Source organism: Leifsonia sp. McL0607, assembly GCF_049993355.1.
In the GTDB taxonomy this organism is placed as follows: domain Bacteria; phylum Actinomycetota; class Actinomycetes; order Actinomycetales; family Microbacteriaceae; genus Leifsonia.
Genome location: NZ_CP188253.1, coordinates 2,004,291 through 2,018,859, shown reverse-complemented (window position 1 = coordinate 2,018,859; position 14,569 = coordinate 2,004,291). Strand labels below are relative to the sequence as shown.

13 protein-coding genes and 2 tRNA genes are annotated in these 14,569 nt (G+C 67.8%); 6 read left to right on the top strand and 9 right to left on the bottom strand.

The window, feature by feature from the left end; all coding sequences use genetic code 11:
• Positions 1-63: 63 nt before the first annotated feature.
• The gene (locus ACPPVW_RS09825) at positions 64-984 is read right to left on the bottom strand and encodes an NADP-dependent oxidoreductase (protein ID WP_426622944.1); all 921 of its coding nucleotides are present in this window, start codon (positions 982-984) and stop codon (positions 64-66) included.
• A 14-nt stretch (positions 985-998) separates the two neighbouring features.
• A complete protein-coding gene (locus ACPPVW_RS09820; protein ID WP_426622943.1) occupies positions 999-1,142 on the bottom strand; it encodes a hypothetical protein in 144 nt (47 codons plus the stop codon).
• Between the two features lie 363 nt (positions 1,143-1,505).
• Between ACPPVW_RS09820 and ACPPVW_RS09815 the strand changes: the two genes are divergently transcribed.
• Positions 1,506-1,841, top strand: a complete 336-nt coding sequence (locus tag ACPPVW_RS09815; protein WP_426622942.1) for a hypothetical protein — start codon at positions 1,506-1,508, stop codon at positions 1,839-1,841.
• A 15-nt stretch (positions 1,842-1,856) separates the two neighbouring features.
• On the opposite strand, the gene ACPPVW_RS09810 is transcribed toward ACPPVW_RS09815, so the two are convergent.
• Entirely contained in the window at positions 1,857-2,285 is a 429-nt protein-coding gene (locus tag ACPPVW_RS09810) for a hypothetical protein (protein ID WP_426622941.1), read from the bottom strand.
• A gap of 295 nt (positions 2,286-2,580) precedes the next feature.
• Here ACPPVW_RS09810 and ACPPVW_RS09805 point away from each other — a divergent pair, with 295 nt between their 5' ends.
• Positions 2,581-4,578 (top strand): ABC1 kinase family protein, encoded by a 1,998-nt coding sequence (locus ACPPVW_RS09805; RefSeq protein ID WP_426622940.1) that lies wholly within the window; start codon positions 2,581-2,583, stop codon positions 4,576-4,578.
• Between the two features lie 600 nt (positions 4,579-5,178).
• On the opposite strand, the gene ACPPVW_RS09800 is transcribed toward ACPPVW_RS09805, so the two are convergent.
• Entirely contained in the window at positions 5,179-5,499 is a 321-nt protein-coding gene (locus ACPPVW_RS09800) for a DUF4190 domain-containing protein (RefSeq protein WP_426622939.1), read from the bottom strand.
• 365 nt (positions 5,500-5,864) lie between these two features.
• Here ACPPVW_RS09800 and ACPPVW_RS09795 point away from each other — a divergent pair, with 365 nt between their 5' ends.
• Complete coding sequence (locus tag ACPPVW_RS09795; RefSeq protein ID WP_426622938.1) at positions 5,865-6,161, top strand: DUF2277 domain-containing protein; 297 nt, start codon at positions 5,865-5,867, stop codon at positions 6,159-6,161.
• A 314-nt stretch (positions 6,162-6,475) separates the two neighbouring features.
• The gene (locus ACPPVW_RS09790) at positions 6,476-7,744 is read left to right on the top strand and encodes a hypothetical protein (protein ID WP_426622937.1); all 1,269 of its coding nucleotides are present in this window, start codon (positions 6,476-6,478) and stop codon (positions 7,742-7,744) included.
• 77 nt (positions 7,745-7,821) lie between these two features.
• On the opposite strand, the gene ACPPVW_RS09785 is transcribed toward ACPPVW_RS09790, so the two are convergent.
• The 4 genes from ACPPVW_RS09785 to ACPPVW_RS09770 form a co-directional block, all read right to left on the bottom strand.
• A tRNA-Met gene (locus ACPPVW_RS09785) sits at positions 7,822-7,895 on the bottom strand.
• Positions 7,896-7,926: 31 nt separating this feature from the next.
• Positions 7,927-7,998 (bottom strand) — tRNA-Thr (locus ACPPVW_RS09780).
• 119 nt (positions 7,999-8,117) lie between these two features.
• A complete protein-coding gene (locus ACPPVW_RS09775) occupies positions 8,118-9,074 on the bottom strand; it encodes an aldo/keto reductase (RefSeq protein WP_426622936.1) in 957 nt (318 codons plus the stop codon).
• 168 nt (positions 9,075-9,242) lie between these two features.
• Positions 9,243-10,481, bottom strand: coding sequence for an integrase core domain-containing protein (locus ACPPVW_RS09770; protein WP_426622935.1), 1,239 nt, complete (start codon positions 10,479-10,481; stop codon positions 9,243-9,245).
• A 130-nt stretch (positions 10,482-10,611) separates the two neighbouring features.
• Between ACPPVW_RS09770 and ACPPVW_RS09765 the strand changes: the two genes are divergently transcribed.
• The gene (locus tag ACPPVW_RS09765; protein WP_426622934.1) at positions 10,612-11,472 is read left to right on the top strand and encodes a pentapeptide repeat-containing protein; all 861 of its coding nucleotides are present in this window, start codon (positions 10,612-10,614) and stop codon (positions 11,470-11,472) included.
• A gap of 187 nt (positions 11,473-11,659) precedes the next feature.
• On the top strand, positions 11,660-13,441 hold the full coding sequence (locus ACPPVW_RS09760) for a glycoside hydrolase family 13 protein (RefSeq protein ID WP_426622933.1): 1,782 nt from the start codon (positions 11,660-11,662) through the stop codon (positions 13,439-13,441).
• A 250-nt stretch (positions 13,442-13,691) separates the two neighbouring features.
• Here the strand turns inward: ACPPVW_RS09760 and ACPPVW_RS09755 are convergent, their stop codons facing one another.
• Positions 13,692-14,381, bottom strand: a complete 690-nt coding sequence (locus tag ACPPVW_RS09755; RefSeq protein WP_426622932.1) for a M23 family metallopeptidase — start codon at positions 14,379-14,381, stop codon at positions 13,692-13,694.
• Between the last annotated feature and the right edge of the window lie 188 nt (positions 14,382-14,569).

Genomic DNA, 14,569 nt, shown 5'->3' with positions numbered 1-14,569 from the left:
CAGCTGAGGTCAGCCGAGGTTGTTCGGATGACAGCGTCATCGGAACACTCCTCAGCGCGGTGTTCAGCTGCGGTGCGCGCGCGACGGGCGGATCTCAATGATCGTCTTTCCCTTGCGTCGCTCTTTCGGGTCGAGTGCGGCTGCGGCGTCGTCGAGGCTGGCGACATCTCCGATGTTCGTCCGCAGCCGACCGTCGCGGACCCGCTGGACGATCTGCTCCAGTTGGGTGGGAACGGACTCCACGACGAAGTCGATCGACCGTCCGTCCTCCGGCCGCACGCCGGCCAGTCCGGTGACGGTCACCAGCGTTCCGCCTGGCCGGATCAGGCTCGCGGATCTCTCCTGGATCCGGCCTCCGATGACATCGAACACCAGGTCGACCCCGCCGACGTCCTCGAGCGCGTCGCCATCGAGGTCGACGAACTCGTTCGCTCCGAAGTCCAGCACCTTCTGACGGTCGGCGGATCGTCCCGTGCCGACGACATACGCGCCGGCCTCGCGTGCGAGTTGGACGACCATCGCCCCGACTGCACCCGCGGCACCGTGAGCGAGAACCGTCTGGCCGGACGTCAGCCGGCCATGATCGAACAGCCCCTGCCAGGCGGTGAGGCCCGAGATCGGGAGGCTCGCGCCCACGGAGAAGTCGACGTCGCCGGGCAACGGCGCGAGGTTGCGCGATTCGACCGCCACATACTCCGCCAAGGTGCCGTCGCGGTGCCAGTCGGAGATCCCGAAGACCCGCTGCCCGATCGTGAGCCCGGTCGTGCCGTAGCCGAGAGCGGTGACCACGCCGGCCAGTTCATGCCCGAGGATCGACGGGGCCCGGCCGCGGCCCGCTCGATCGGTCCAGGTCGACGGCCAGTCCACCTCGGTCGGAACATATCCGGAGGCGTGGACCTCCACGAGGACGTCGTTGATCGCCGGTGCCGGTTGGGGGCGCTCCGCGAGCCTGATCCCGGCCGTTCCCTCGGAGCGTTCGGTCACCACTATCGCCTTCATCAGGCCGCCTTTCCTTCGAGCGTGGTTCCCCCGACGTCGCGGGCGTACAACAGATCGGCTGGCGCGGTGACGATCCGCGACCGCGTCTTCGCACCGCGCGGCGTCAGGCGCTTGCCTGGAGCTGAGCCGGCGATCGTGGTCACGAGCCCATGGTACTTACGGGTGGTGACACTCAGGCGAGGCGGAGCGCCACGGGGGCCTCGAGGTCCCTCTCCCACGACTCCAAGTGGGCGGCATACCTGTCCGCGAACCGCTGGCGGCGCGGCTGCCGAGATGAACCCGACGACGACCTCCGCCGACCACGCCGCGCGTGAAACCTGCGTGACGAAGACCGCTCGCGTCGGCGGGCGCGTGTGAGGCCGCGGGTGGGATTCGAGAGATGCGGATGTTTCACCGTGTGACGGCCGGCATGACGACGGCTCGGGAGGTCTCTATCCTCGATACACATCGCGCAGCTCGCGCGACACCGTCGAACCGCGAACCGTCAGAGCAGTGAGAAGGACATCGTGACCCGTCAGCCCAGTTCCACCGCGAAGGACGCCCTGCTCCGGGCCGCCTCCGGGCAGGGCGCGGAGATGTTCGACGACGGGTACGCCCTCCACCCGATCACCCGGCGGGCGGCGATCGCGACCCCGTCGCACTGGGTCGACGCGCTCGTCGTCTCAGCGCGCGCGGACGGATGGGTCGAGCTCGCCGAACTCGGTGGGGAGGCCATCCGCTGCTGGCACTTCGACGACCTGCGCGAGGTGCTGACGCCGGGCTTCCCTGTCGCCGTGCACGCGCTCTACGGAGTCCTCGCGTTCGGCGACGAGCTCCTCAACGTCAGCCTCGCGCAGCGCTGACCTACGCCGTCCTCCTCAGGCGGTCATCATCGGTTTCATCGACGCCGTCATCGCGTCGCAGGCGTCCGCGCAGTTCCTGCAAACCTGAGCGCACATCGTGGCGTAGGCGCTGTCGCCCATCGCGGAGCAATCGTCCGCGCACGCCCGGCACATCACCGAAGTCGCCTGCAGCATCGCCATCATCGCGGCCATGTCGCGCTCGTTCATCGGCAGCGGGCGCAGCATCATCCGCATCATCGTGTTGCACGTCTCGGCGCAGTTCATGCACATCGCGGAGCCGGACATGCCCTCCATCGACATCATCGATCCCGAGCACATCGTGCACGCCTGCTCGCACGCAGAGCACGCCTCGATACATCGCTGCACCATCGCCATGTCCATGCCCGCCATCGGCCCCTGGGCCGACTCGCTCATCATCGACATCATCTGATTGGTCTCATCCATCACGCACTCCTACCTCCCGCCGACACAGGAGAGGCAGGCCGCCTCAGACCACCGTGCCGTAACACACGACACGATAGGAGCGTAGGCAGGCGACGACAAGGCCGATCTCCTGGGCATCCGCACAGCGTCATGTACACCTTCCGGCCGGACGGATCCCTATCTCTTCTGTTGACTGCTGAAATCTCACATGTAGTAAGGTGAATGCAAAGCGTGTAAAATGGAGAGCCCGCGCTTCCGTCCGACTGGTCGAGCCCTGTGAGCGCGCCCACCCACCCGGACCTCGAAAGACCGCGACATGCCTCCTTACTACTTCTTGATCGAAGTCGCCGCGATCATCTTCTTGATCGTCGTTTTCCCCCTCACCCTCGCTTTTCTCGCGCGCCGAATGCTGGGCAGTCCCATCGGATGGCCGCGAAGCATCGTCGTCGCGGTGACGATCGAGTTGACATGGGGCGCACTCGCCATCCCCTCCATGACAGCAGCGGGTGTGACGCTTGAAAACCCGCAGGCTGTCCCCATTTTCGTGCTCGCTCTCGCGTGGGCTTTCGCTCTCGGCGTCGCAGCTCTCGTGCTCCTGGAGGTCGTCGCTCCGACCGGCAGCATCCCGACTCCCCTGGCTGCGCTTCGAAACGTTCGGCGTTCGCTCAGGCACCTCAGTAGGACCCTGGCGATCCTGCGCATCGCCTCGCGTCATGGGCTGGCCCAGTTCTTCCGTCGATCGCGACGAAAAGGTTCGACCGAGAACGGAACACCTCTTGCATTGGCGTCGGCGCTCGAGGATGCCGGTCCGACATTCGTCAAACTCGGACAGATGCTCTCCACGCGCAGCGACCTCCTGCCCGACGAATACGTGACAGCCCTGTCGCGGTTGCAGAGCCAGGTGCGGGCGGCCGAATGGAGCACCATTCGGAACGAGCTGGAGAGGGTGCTCGGCGGATCGCTCGATGAGCACTTCCACCACATCGACGAGGAGCCTCTCGCTGCCGCCTCCATCGCTCAGGTGCACGGTGCCGTCCTTCGCGACGGCACCCCGGTGGTGGTCAAGGTACAGCGGCCCGACGCCCGCTCACGCGTGCTCGCCGATGCCGAGCTGATCCGCTCGACCGTCGCCGGCATCGAGTCCCGCACGGAGTGGGGTAAGTCCCTCGGCATCACCGCGCTGGCAGACGGCTTCGTCGCCTCGCTCACGCTCGAGCTCGATTACGCGGCCGAACAGCGCCACTCAGACCTGATCAAGAAGGCGTCCCTGACTGCGGGAGCCGCGTTCACGATTCCGGAAATGTACCCGAAGTTGTCGTCAGCGACCGTGTTGACGATGCAACGGGCCTACGGCACCCCGATCGGCGCCGCGGCTCCGCTCCTCGCGACCTATTCGCGGGAGGAGGCGACCGAACTCGCCAACCGGATCTTCGAGCTGATCCTCCATCAGATCCTCGTCCAGGGCGTGTTCCACGCCGATCTGCACCCCGGTAACATCCTTCTCGGCGCCGAGGGAGAGGTGATCCTGCTCGATTTCGGCGCCGTCGGGATTCTGGACCGCGAGAGCCGCATCGCGATCACGCGCCTGTTGAACGCCGTCGACGCGGACGACGCGGTCGCTGCCGTCGAGGCTCTCTCGACGATGTGCTCGATCCCGAGCGAGGTCGACATCCACCTGCTGGAACGCGAAGTGGGAACACTCCTGACGCTCACCCGCTCGATGCGGATCGATGGCCAGCTGTTCGGTGACCTCTTCGGTCTGATCCGACGACACCGGATCATCGTGCCGCCCGCGGTCGCGGCCGCTCTCCGCACGATCACGACGCTCGAGGGCACTCTCATGCTCATCGACCCCGACTTCAACCTCGTCGATTCCGCTCGGCGGGTCGCTCCGAGCATCCTGAGCGAGCTGGTCACGGCGCGCTCCGTCACCCAGAGCTTCACATCCACCGCCGCCGCACTGGCGGGTACAGTGGCGCGGCTGCCACGCCGGATCGAGAACCTCACCGCCAGCGTCGACAGCGGCTCCTTCGCTCGCCAATTCCATCCCTTCGCTCACGGCGCTGATCGCTCGTTCCTACGAGACATGGTGGGCGAGTTCCAGAGGACGATCATCGCGGTCGCCCTGATCGTCGCGTCCGTCGCGCTGACCGTCGCCGACATGGGGCCGATGCTGACTTCGACGGTGCGGACGACCACGTTCGTCGGGCTCTCCCTCGGAGTCGTGGCGTTCGTGTTGACCATGCGGGTGCTGGTCCGCAAGTTCGAGCGCGGGCAGCATGCCGAAAGCCGGGGCAGGCGCACCGGGCGGTAGCTGTCTCGACCGCCCTCGCCGAGAGCTTCTATCGTCGCCCCGGCGCCGCCTCTTGTCGAGTCCGACCACCGGGCGCCTTTTCCGAAACGGGTCCTGCTTGCCCTCTTCGCGCATCGTCAGATGCGGCTGACCGGGGCCCGCAGCCCACGCGAACCACGTCAGTACGGGGCGGGTCGCCGGCCGTTGCCGCCAGGCGCGCCCCCGCCCCGTCAATACACATGAGAATACCTCAGTTATTGAGGCTCGTCGGTGCTTCATGGCCGAATGTGCAGACCATCCACGGCCCGCACGTCGCCGACGGCCGCTGCCGGGGATGACGTCTCGGAGCGCCAACGCGACCGGCGTCGTCTCGAAGAGGACGGCGCGCCGCGGTGCCGCGGACGAGCGGACCGAGGCTGCGGTGCTTCTCAGAGAAGGTCTGCGAGACGTGGAGGTCGCATGCCCGCAGGGAGGCGTCGAGTTCGTCGGGGATTCCAAGCGGTCGTGACATCGCGTCAGCGCCTCGGGTAAACCACATCGCTGGCCGCAACACCGTGGCCCGGGTGCGCCGTCGCCAGGCCGGTCCTGACCGGCCTGGCGACGGCTTCTGAAGCCGAGCGTCTATTCGAGCGGGTAGACGTTCTGGTATTCCGACGACAAGGCGGGGATCGTCAGGCCGATCGCGACGATCACGACGATCACGACGATCACGATCCAGATCGCGAGCAGGATGCTGCTGATCACGATGCCCGCCTTCGCCTGGGCACGGCCCTCCTGCTCGAACTTCAGGCCCACGATGCCGAGAACGAGAGCGATGACCGGGAGGACGAAGGTGAACCCAGCTGGGATCGAAACGAGGCTCAACACCAGCGATGAGATGGAGAGACCCTTCGACGGGGCAGCCGTCGCCCCGTCTCGGATGGTCTGCGGATAGTTGGTCACGCGATACCTTCATGATGTTAGATTTCACATCACGATAACAGACCCCTTTTACCCCGATCGGGCTGGGTGCTCGTTCCGGTCACGCGTACCATCGCCGTTCGCGCCCACCGCATCCGTCCGCGGCGCGGGCCGCGTCGACCATGGATTCGGCCTACTGCCCCTGCGGAAGCGTGATAGAACCGGTGTTCGCGGGGCGGCCTCCGTAGCGAGAGTGCTGTCGGTTTCGCGGAGGGTGCGCTCGATGTGGTCGCGAAGCGAGCTTATGGGGTGGTTCCTTTTCGTACAACGGGTAACCGTGCAATCCTCTGCTATGCCGCCTGAGAACTCGCAGAGCGGTCGAAGGCGGATCGCGGTATCGTCGCGGCATGTGCCGGAACATCCGCTGCCTCCACAACTTCGACCCGCCGACGACAGACGACGACGTGAGGGAGGCGGCCCTCCAGTTCGTCCGCAAAGTCAGCGGCTCGACGCGGCCGTCGCGCGCGAACACCGCAGCATTCGAGCAGGCGATCGACGAGATCGCGGATGCCACACGGCGAATGCTCGATCAGCTGGTCACGAACGCACCCCCGAAGAACCGCGAGCTCGAAGCGCTCAAGGGACGGGAGCGCCACGAGAAGCGAATGGAACGGGAGGTCCGGATCCGCACCATGTCCACGTGACGGTCCGAGTCCTGGAACGACGAAACGGCGGCCGATTCTCGGCCGCCGTTCCAGGTCTTGTCGACTTCCCAGAGCTGGGTGTCGGTCAGCGGGCTTCCGGGCGTGCTCACCTCACCCGACGTCGACCGATTACCTGCCAGCGCTCCGCTACGCCATCGCCAACAACTGAGCTCGGGCGGCTCCGTGTGATGACGGCTGCGACGCGGACGGCCGACTCAACACAGGACTTTGTGCCCTGAGCGAGGGAAATATGCGCCGCCACCCTGATTGCGACGAGCGCGTGTGCGCTCGGTCGCAGAGAAAAGAGACCCCAAATGCCCGCTCCAAACAGACGCGCTCCGCTGCGCCGACCGGCCATCCTCGCTCTGACCACCGTCACCGCCGCCTGCCTTGCCGCGGCAATCGCTGCGCCGGCCCACGCTCGCACCGCTCCCGATGGCGCTCTGTCCACCGCGATCGGTACCTGCGCTCCATTCGACCTGCAGGTACTGCCGGGCGGGACAATGAGCGAAGCGCGCGACATCAACCTGTTCGACGTCACCATCGGCGTCTCGAATGCGAACGCCCAAATCGGGTTGTTCCGTGCGGCCCGCTGGAACCCCAACGGTCGCGTGCTCGATCTCGGAACGCTTCCTGGAGGGAACTCGAGCAACGCCCGAGCCATCGACGCAGTCGGAATCGTCGCCGGAGACTCGAACACCGCGACCACGCAGGGAGCCTCAGCTCATGCCGTCTTCTGGGACCCGGGGGGCCACATCCATCGGCTTACCGAACCCACCGGTGCGACCAACAGCAGCGCCACCCGCGTCAACGAACTCGCCACACTGATCGGGCGCGCCGACTCCGCTACGCGAACTTACGCTCTTCGGTGGAATGTGTTCGGGGCCATGACAGTGCTCTCCGACCTTTCGGGGGCGACCGGCAGCGTCGCCTCCGCCCTGAACGACCGCGGCACGATCGTCGGTCATTCGGTCGTGGGGACGAGCGGCGTGGGCGGTGTCGCTCTACGCTGGAGCCCCGACAAGCGCGTTTCCCGGCTTGGCACACTGCCTGGAAGTGTCAGTAGCACCGCGAACGCCGTGAACGACCTCGGGTACGCGGTCGGCACAAGCACGTCCAGCGCGGGTGCGACCCTGGCCGTCCGGTGGGACGCATCGGGCCGGGCGCAAAGCCTCGGGACCTTGCCCGGCGGCACCTCCAGCTCGGCGGTTGGCATCAATCTCGCCGGCACCGTAATCGGCGCCTCGAACAGTGCTCCGGGAGGTGCGATGTACGCGGTCATGTGGGATCGGCTCGGCCGAATCACACGGCTTGGCACTCTGGGAGCCGACACCAGCGTCGTCGATATCAACGCACACGGATACATGGCCGGGTTCGCCCAACCCCCCGAGGGCGTCCTGCCAGTAGCCGCCCGCTGGTCGCCCAGCGGAGCGATCACGCGCCTCGGAGTCTTCTCCGGAGGGGACGCGGACGCGATCGGCACCGCAATCGCCCCGGACGGCACCGTCGCAGGATCCGCATCCAATCCCAACGAGGACAACCACGCCGTCCTTTGGAAGACTGCCACCTGCCCACTGCAATGACCGCTGACCGGGAGCGCAAAGCCGATTGTGCTGCCCTACATAAAATCCCCCGGAACCGCGAGATTCCGGGGGTCTTGTAGCGAGGGCGGGACTCGAACCCGCGACACCACGATTATGAGCCGTGTGCTCTAACCACCTGAGCTACCCCGCCGGGGTCTCCCGTCGTCGCGACCGGGAGACGGAGCCCCCTGTGGGAATCGGACCCACTACCTCTTCCTTACCAAGGAAGTGCTCTACCAATGAGCTAAGGGGGCGAAGCCGAGGCGTCCGGAGAGGTCCGGGCCCGTTTTCGGCAACCGTACGAGGATACCATCCTCGCAAGGGTGCTTCGTACAACCAGGACCCCTCCGAAAGCCGCTGCGACGAGGCGCCGCTACGCGGCCTTGGCGGCCTCCAACGCGCCGTCCAGGGCCGCCAGCTCGTCCGCGGTCAGCTCGATCGTGACCGAGGCGAGGAGGTCGGGCAGCTGTTCGAGCGTGCGGGCGCTCGCGATGGGTGCGGTGATCGTCGGCTGAGCGGCGAGCCAGGCGAGGGCGATGGTCGCCACCGCTACGCTGTGGGCCGCCGCGACGTCATCGAGGGCGGCGAGCACGCTGCGGCCGGTTTCGTCGAGGTACTTCGCGGCGCCCGCGGCGCGAGCGCTCTCGACCGTGACACCATCGCGGTACTTGCCGGTCAGGAAGCCCGCGGCGAGCGCGAAGTACGGCATGACGCCGAGGTTCTCGCGCTCGGCGAGGGCGCGGTACTTCGCCTCGTAGGAGCGCTCGACCAGGTTGTAGTGCGGCTGTAAAGCGACGGCACGGTGGAGGCCTTCGCGCTCCGTGATCGCGAACCACTCCTCGATGCGCTCCGGCGAGTAGTTGGAGATGCCGATGGCGCGCACCTTGCCCGCGTCGACCAGACCGGACAGCGCGGCGACCGTCTCCTCCAGCGGAACGGTCGCGTCGTCGAAGTGCGCGTAATAGAGGTCGATGTGATCGCTCTTCAGCCGCTCCAGCGAAGCGTCGGCGGCGTGGCGGATGTTGTCGGCGGCGAGGCCCGTGAAGTCCGGGTGCTGACTGACCTTGGTGGCGAGCACCACGTCGTCGCGGTTGCCGTGGGCGTCGAACCACTCGCCGAGGATTCGCTCCGAGTCGCCTCCGGTGTTGCCCGGCACCCACGCCGAGTAGCCGTCCGCGGTGTCGACGAAGTCGCCGCCCGCCGCCGTGTAGGTGTCGAGCACGGCGAACGAGGTGTCGCGGTCGGCCGTCCAGCCGAAGACGTTCCCACCCAGTGAGAGCGGGTAGACCTGGAGGTCGGAGGTTCCGATGGCGCGGCGCGGAGAAGTCATTCCGTGATCCTTTCGGGGCTGTCTCTTCACGCTAACGCGCGCCGCCGAGCGCTATTCCGTTTGTGTCCAAAGATGTGGAGAGGTCAGATGCGTGCCGAAATGGGGAGGTGTGATGTATCAAGACATCTCTGACGTTTCTGCATCAGGACATCTCTGACGAATGATGTATCAGGACATCTCTGACGTTCCCGGATTCTTGCGTGGGCCGCGGGGTCCTCGGGGGTTGCCGCTGCCGACGTATTTGATGCCCGGCGCGGGCCAGGGATACTCCGCCAGAAGGGTGCCGTGGGCGTCGAAGATCAGCAGCCGGTCGTCCTCCTCGACTCGGTAAGCGATGCTGCCTGCGAGGGTGCGGCTGACTTGGAATTTGGTGCCGCGGGCATAGACGGTGCCGTTGTCGTGGATCCGCGTCATGCGCAGTCCGTCGTCACCGAGAGGTGCGGCGGGTTGCGGGACCGGCCGGGGTGGTTCGACCACGGGTGTCGCCGCCCAAGCGAACGCCGGGGTGACCCGACCCGGCAACCCTTGGTGGGGCCGCTCGGTGTTATAGATCTGATCGAAATCGTCGACCTGGGCTTGGAGCTGCGCGAGCGTCTCTGCCAGCGGTTGCTTGTCGAGCCAGCGGAACAGGGTTTGGTGGAAGCGCTCGTTCTTGCCTTGCGTGGTCGGCTTGTAGGGTTTCCCGGTGATCGGCTCGACGCCGAGCGAACGCAGATAGACGACCAACTGACCCAGCACCCCGCGCCGGGATGGGTTCAACGCCGCCCCGTTATCCGACAGCAGCCGTTGCGGGACGCCATGAGCGGCGATGCCTTTGCTGACCACCGCGATCGCGCCGTCGGAGGTCTCACCCCAGGAGACATGGGAGGCGACCGCGAGCCTCGAGTGGTCGTCGATGAGCTGGAAGATCACGCACTTGCGTCCGCCGGTGAGGACGTATTCGGTGGCGTCGAGCTGCCAGCACGCGTTCGGCGCGGGATAGACGAACCGCCGATACGACGCCCTCGGCTTCTTCTTCGGCTCCAGTCGGGCGACACCCTGGTCCCGGAAGATCCGTGACAGCGACGCCGTCGAGGGCACCGGGTCCATGCCGAGCGAGCGCATCTTCTCGTGGACACTGATCGGCCCGTGGTCCAAGCCCGAAGCCTCCAATGCGGCGCGCACCCCGATGACCTGCTGCACGACTTCGTCGGCGACCTTGGACGGGCTGCTCCGCGGTCTCCTCGACCGCGGCTCCAACGCCGCCGCCGGCCCATCCTTCGCCGCCCGTCTTCGGATCGCATAGAACGTCTCACGAGAGATCCCGTGCTCCGCGCAGAACGTCGTGATCGCTCCCCGCGGCGCATCCGGCGGCCACTGAACGATCGCGAGACGGACACGAGGATCAACAGGGTCAACACGGCTCATCCCTCAAAGATCAAGGGAGAAGTGTCAGGACCAAACGACGCCGAAGCGTCAGAGATCTATTGATTCACAACTGTCAGAGATGTCCTGAGACATGACACCGAAATGGGGAGGAGCGGCCTACTGTGGAGGGATGTCCGGATCCCTCGCGACGTCTCCGCCGCCCGAGCGCACGCTCTCCGCAGACTGCGCCGCCTGCACAGGGCTCTGCTGCGTCGCGTTGGCGTTCGCCCGCTCCTCCGACTTCGCCTTCGACAAGGTGGCCGGCGAGGAGTGTGTCAACCTCGCAGACGACTTCCGCTGCCGCATCCACCAGCAGCTGCGCGAACGCGGGTTCAAGGGATGCACAGTCTTCGACTGCTTCGGGGCCGGCCAGCAGGTGACCCAGCACACCTTCCCCGGAGCGTCCTGGCGCGAGAGCAGCGCGGTCCGCACGCAGATGTTCGCCGTGTTCCCCATCGTCCGCCAGCTGCACGAACTGCTCTGGTACCTGCGCGAGGCGCTCGGGATGCCCGCGGCGGCGGCCCTCCACCCGGCCCTCCGCGCCTCATGGAACGAGGTCGCGGCCGCCGCGGACGCCACCCCGACGGCCATTCTCGAGCTCGACATCGACGCGCTCCGCGACCCGGCTGCCGCCCTGCTGCGTGAGGCCTCCCGGCTGACCCGCGAGTCCGGCCCGCAGGCGGACGCCCGCACGCGCCTCCGCATCCCGCGCTCCCGACTGGCACCCGGCGCCGACCTCGCCGGCGCCGACCTCCACGGAGCCGACCTGCGCGGGGCGGAGCTACGCGGCGCCCTCCTGATCGCCGCGGACCTCCGCGAGGCCGACCTCGCCGGCGCGGAGCTGATCGGCGCCGACCTCCGCGACGCGCGGCTGCACGGCGCGCGGCTCGAGGGCGCGATCTACCTGACGCAGCCGCAGGTGGACGCCGCGCGCGGCGACACCCGAACACTCCTCCCCGCCGCCCTCCGGCGCCCCTCCCACTGGACCTGACCCCTCAGGGCACGTTGTCGCTTCCGCGCGCGAAAAGCGACGACGACGTGCCCGTCGCGGCGCCGGAAAGCCCTCGCCACTCAGACGATGGCGCTAGCATGGCTCGCAGCGCCGACGACGGCGCGCCGATCCCGGTGCCGAGCCGCGGCGTGCGAGGCAGGCCGGCGCCGCCGTCTCCTCGCACAACATGCGTCCGCTTCAGTGTTCCCGTCCGTCCCCAAGACAGGTGATCCGTATTCAGACCTCCGAATCCCCCAGCGCGCTCTCGCCGAGCGCACCCGACCGCGAGTGGTGGCGCTCCGCCGTCATCTATCAGGTGTACCCGCGCTCGTTCGCCGACGCCGACGGCGACGGTATGGGCGATTTGCCGGGCATAACGCATCGCCTCCCTGCCCTCCGCGAGCTCGGCGTGGACGCCGTGTGGCTGTCCCCCTTCTACACGTCCCCGCAGAACGACGCCGGCTACGACGTCGCCGACTACCGCGATGTCGACCCGAGCTTCGGCACGCTGGCCGACTTCGACGCGCTGCTCGAGACCGCGCACGGCCTCGGGCTGCGGGTCATCATCGACATCGTCCCGAACCACTCCTCGAGCGACCACGTCTGGTTCCAGGAGGCGCTGGCGGCCGCCCCCGGCAGCCCCGAGCGCGCACGCTACCTGTTCCGCGACGGAACGGGACCGAACGGCGACGAGGCACCCAACAACTGGGAGTCGATCTTCGGCGGCCCGGCCTGGACGCGCATCACGGAGTCCGACGGCACTCCCGGCCAGTGGTACCTCCACCTGTTCGACAAGTCGCAGCCCGACTTCGACTGGGAGAACCCGTGGGTCTGGGAGCAGTTCCGCGACATTCTGCGCTTCTGGCTCGGCCGGGGCGTCGACGGTTTCCGCGTGGACGTCGCGCACGGCCTGGTCAAGGAGACCGGCCTCCCCGACTACACGCCGCCGGCGCACGCCGGCAGCATGGGCGGTGCCTCCGTCGCGACCACCACGGGCGGAATCGTCCTGGAGCCGGAGATCAGCGCGCACGCCGAGCAGGATCCGGTGACCCCGCCCTACTTCGGCCAGGACGGCGTCCACGCGGTCTACCGCGACTGGCACACCGTCCTCGACGAGTACGAGGGCGACCGCGTGCTGTGCGGCGAGGCCTGGGTCGAGCCGATGGAGAAGCTCGCCAACTGGGTGCGCCCGGACGAGATGCAGCAGACCTTCAACTTCGGCTACCTGGAGACGCCGTGGAACGCCACCGCGCTCCGGGCGGTGATCGACCGTTCCATCGCCGTGTTCGGCAGCGTCGGCGCGCCGAGCACCTGGGTGCTGTCGAACCACGACGTGGTCCGCCACGCGACCCGGCTCGCGCTCGAGAGCGAGAACGTGCAGGGCCACGGAATCGGCCCGACGTCGACCGGCATCCCGGACACCGCGTTCGCGCTGCGTCGCGCCCGGGCCGCCACCGCGCTCATGCTCGCGCTGCCCGGCTCGGCCTACCTCTACCAGGGCGAGGAGCTCGGCCTCCCGGAGGCCATCGACCTCCCCGACGATGCCCGCCAGGACCCGACGTGGTTCCGCACGAAAGGCGAGCGCTACGGCCGCGACGGCTGCCGCGTCCCCATCCCGTGGGAGGGGACCGACCCGTCGTACGGTTTTGGCCCCGGCCCGAGGAGCTGGCTGCCGCAGCCTGCGTCGTGGGCGTCGTACACGCGCTCGTCGCAGCAGGGCGTGCCCGGTTCGACACTCACGATGTACCAGGAGGCGCTGGCCGCCCGCCGCGAGCACGACCTCGCGTTCGGCGAGCTCGAATGGTCGAACGCGGGCGATGGCGCACTCGTGTTCCGCTCCGGTGCGGTCACGGTCGCCGTGAACTTCGGCGCGGCCCCACTGCAGCTGCCGGAGGGCACGGTCGTCTTCGCGAGCGGTCCTCTCGAGGGCGGGATGCTCCCCCGCGACACCACCGTCTGGTTGGTCTGACGTATCCGCATCACGGACGGAGGAGATCCGCCCGGCCTCGGGGCGAATCTCCTCCGTTATCGTTTCGCCCCGCCCATGTCTGACCTGATGTCCTCCGCGACGCTGAAGGCGACACGGCGCGCGCAGCCAGCGGCGGATCTTCTGGCCCGATCGCGATCTCGGGCCGGTCGGCGGAGGGAGTCCTGAGTCCGTGACAAGAGGGCTTCCTCCGCCGACTTCACCGCCTCCGACCGCTACGCGGTGCCCGGCTTCAGCTCGCGTTGGCCTTCAGCCACGCGACCGGGTCGACGGGCTCGGTACCGTTCAGCAAGATCTCGAAGTGCAGGTGCGCCCCTGTCGAGATTCCGGTGTTGCCCACACGGCCGACCATGTCGGCGACGGCGACCTGCTGGCCGGTCGACACTCGGACGGATCCGGCCTGCATGTGGCAGTACTTGCTGCTGACCAGCTGACCGCCGATCATGTGGTCGATCGTGACGTTCACGCCGCAGCCGCCGCCGTCTCTGGCCACGACCTCCCGCACCACGCCTTCGGCGATGATCTGGATGGGGACACCTGCTCCCGGTGTGAAGTCGACGCCGTGATGGTCGGTGGAAGCGCCGGCAGTCGGCGCCGCACGGTAGCCGAAGCCGTCGCTGATCGGCACACCGACTGGGAAGGGCCACTGAACGGCCCCGGCCTGGTTGTTGCGGAACGTGTCCGCGATCTTCATGGAGCGCAGCGCCGCGAGCTGCTCACCGGAGGTCGCGGTGCCGCTGTCGCGGATGATCGCCTCGTGCTCGCCCGAGGTCACGCTGTCGAGCGCCTGGAGCTCGCCCTCGGTCGCGGGGGCGGCGCTGCTGAAGTGAGCCGAGGCACTGAGGTCGCGGACCTCGTCGTCGCTGAGGAGCGCCATCGCGGGCACGGTCGTGGCGACGGCGATCCCCAGCACCGACAGCATCGCGACGAGGCTAACCCCTCGCCCGAAGCGCGGGGCCCGCGACCGGGCGTTCCGTTCGCGCTGGTCGCGCTCGTTCTCCTGCTTGCGCTGCCGGAGCTCGCGGCGGGTCAGCGGAACGTCGGTGCGGAGGGTCTCAGTTCGGGGTGCGCGATTACCGCTCCAAGGTCTGGTTCCTGCACGCATCCCTC

What these genes read in the sequence shown, in the direction of transcription:
- ACPPVW_RS09810 (WP_426622941.1), bottom strand. Translation starts at nt 2,285, where the DNA reads ATGGATGAGACCAATCAGATGATGTCGATGATGAGCGAGTCGGCCCAG.
- ACPPVW_RS09805 (WP_426622940.1), top strand. Translation starts at nt 2,581, where the DNA reads ATGCCTCCTTACTACTTCTTGATCGAAGTCGCCGCGATCATCTTCTTG.
- ACPPVW_RS09795 (WP_426622938.1), top strand. Translation starts at nt 5,865, where the DNA reads ATGTGCCGGAACATCCGCTGCCTCCACAACTTCGACCCGCCGACGACA.
- ACPPVW_RS09790 (WP_426622937.1), top strand. Translation starts at nt 6,476, where the DNA reads ATGCCCGCTCCAAACAGACGCGCTCCGCTGCGCCGACCGGCCATCCTC.
- ACPPVW_RS09775 (WP_426622936.1), bottom strand. Translation starts at nt 9,074, where the DNA reads ATGACTTCTCCGCGCCGCGCCATCGGAACCTCCGACCTCCAGGTCTAC.
- ACPPVW_RS09770 (WP_426622935.1), bottom strand. Translation starts at nt 10,481, where the DNA reads ATGAGCCGTGTTGACCCTGTTGATCCTCGTGTCCGTCTCGCGATCGTT.
- ACPPVW_RS09765 (WP_426622934.1), top strand. Translation starts at nt 10,612, where the DNA reads ATGTCCGGATCCCTCGCGACGTCTCCGCCGCCCGAGCGCACGCTCTCC.
- ACPPVW_RS09760 (WP_426622933.1), top strand. Translation starts at nt 11,660, where the DNA reads ATGCGTCCGCTTCAGTGTTCCCGTCCGTCCCCAAGACAGGTGATCCGT.
- ACPPVW_RS09755 (WP_426622932.1), bottom strand. Translation starts at nt 14,381, where the DNA reads ATGCTGTCGGTGCTGGGGATCGCCGTCGCCACGACCGTGCCCGCGATG.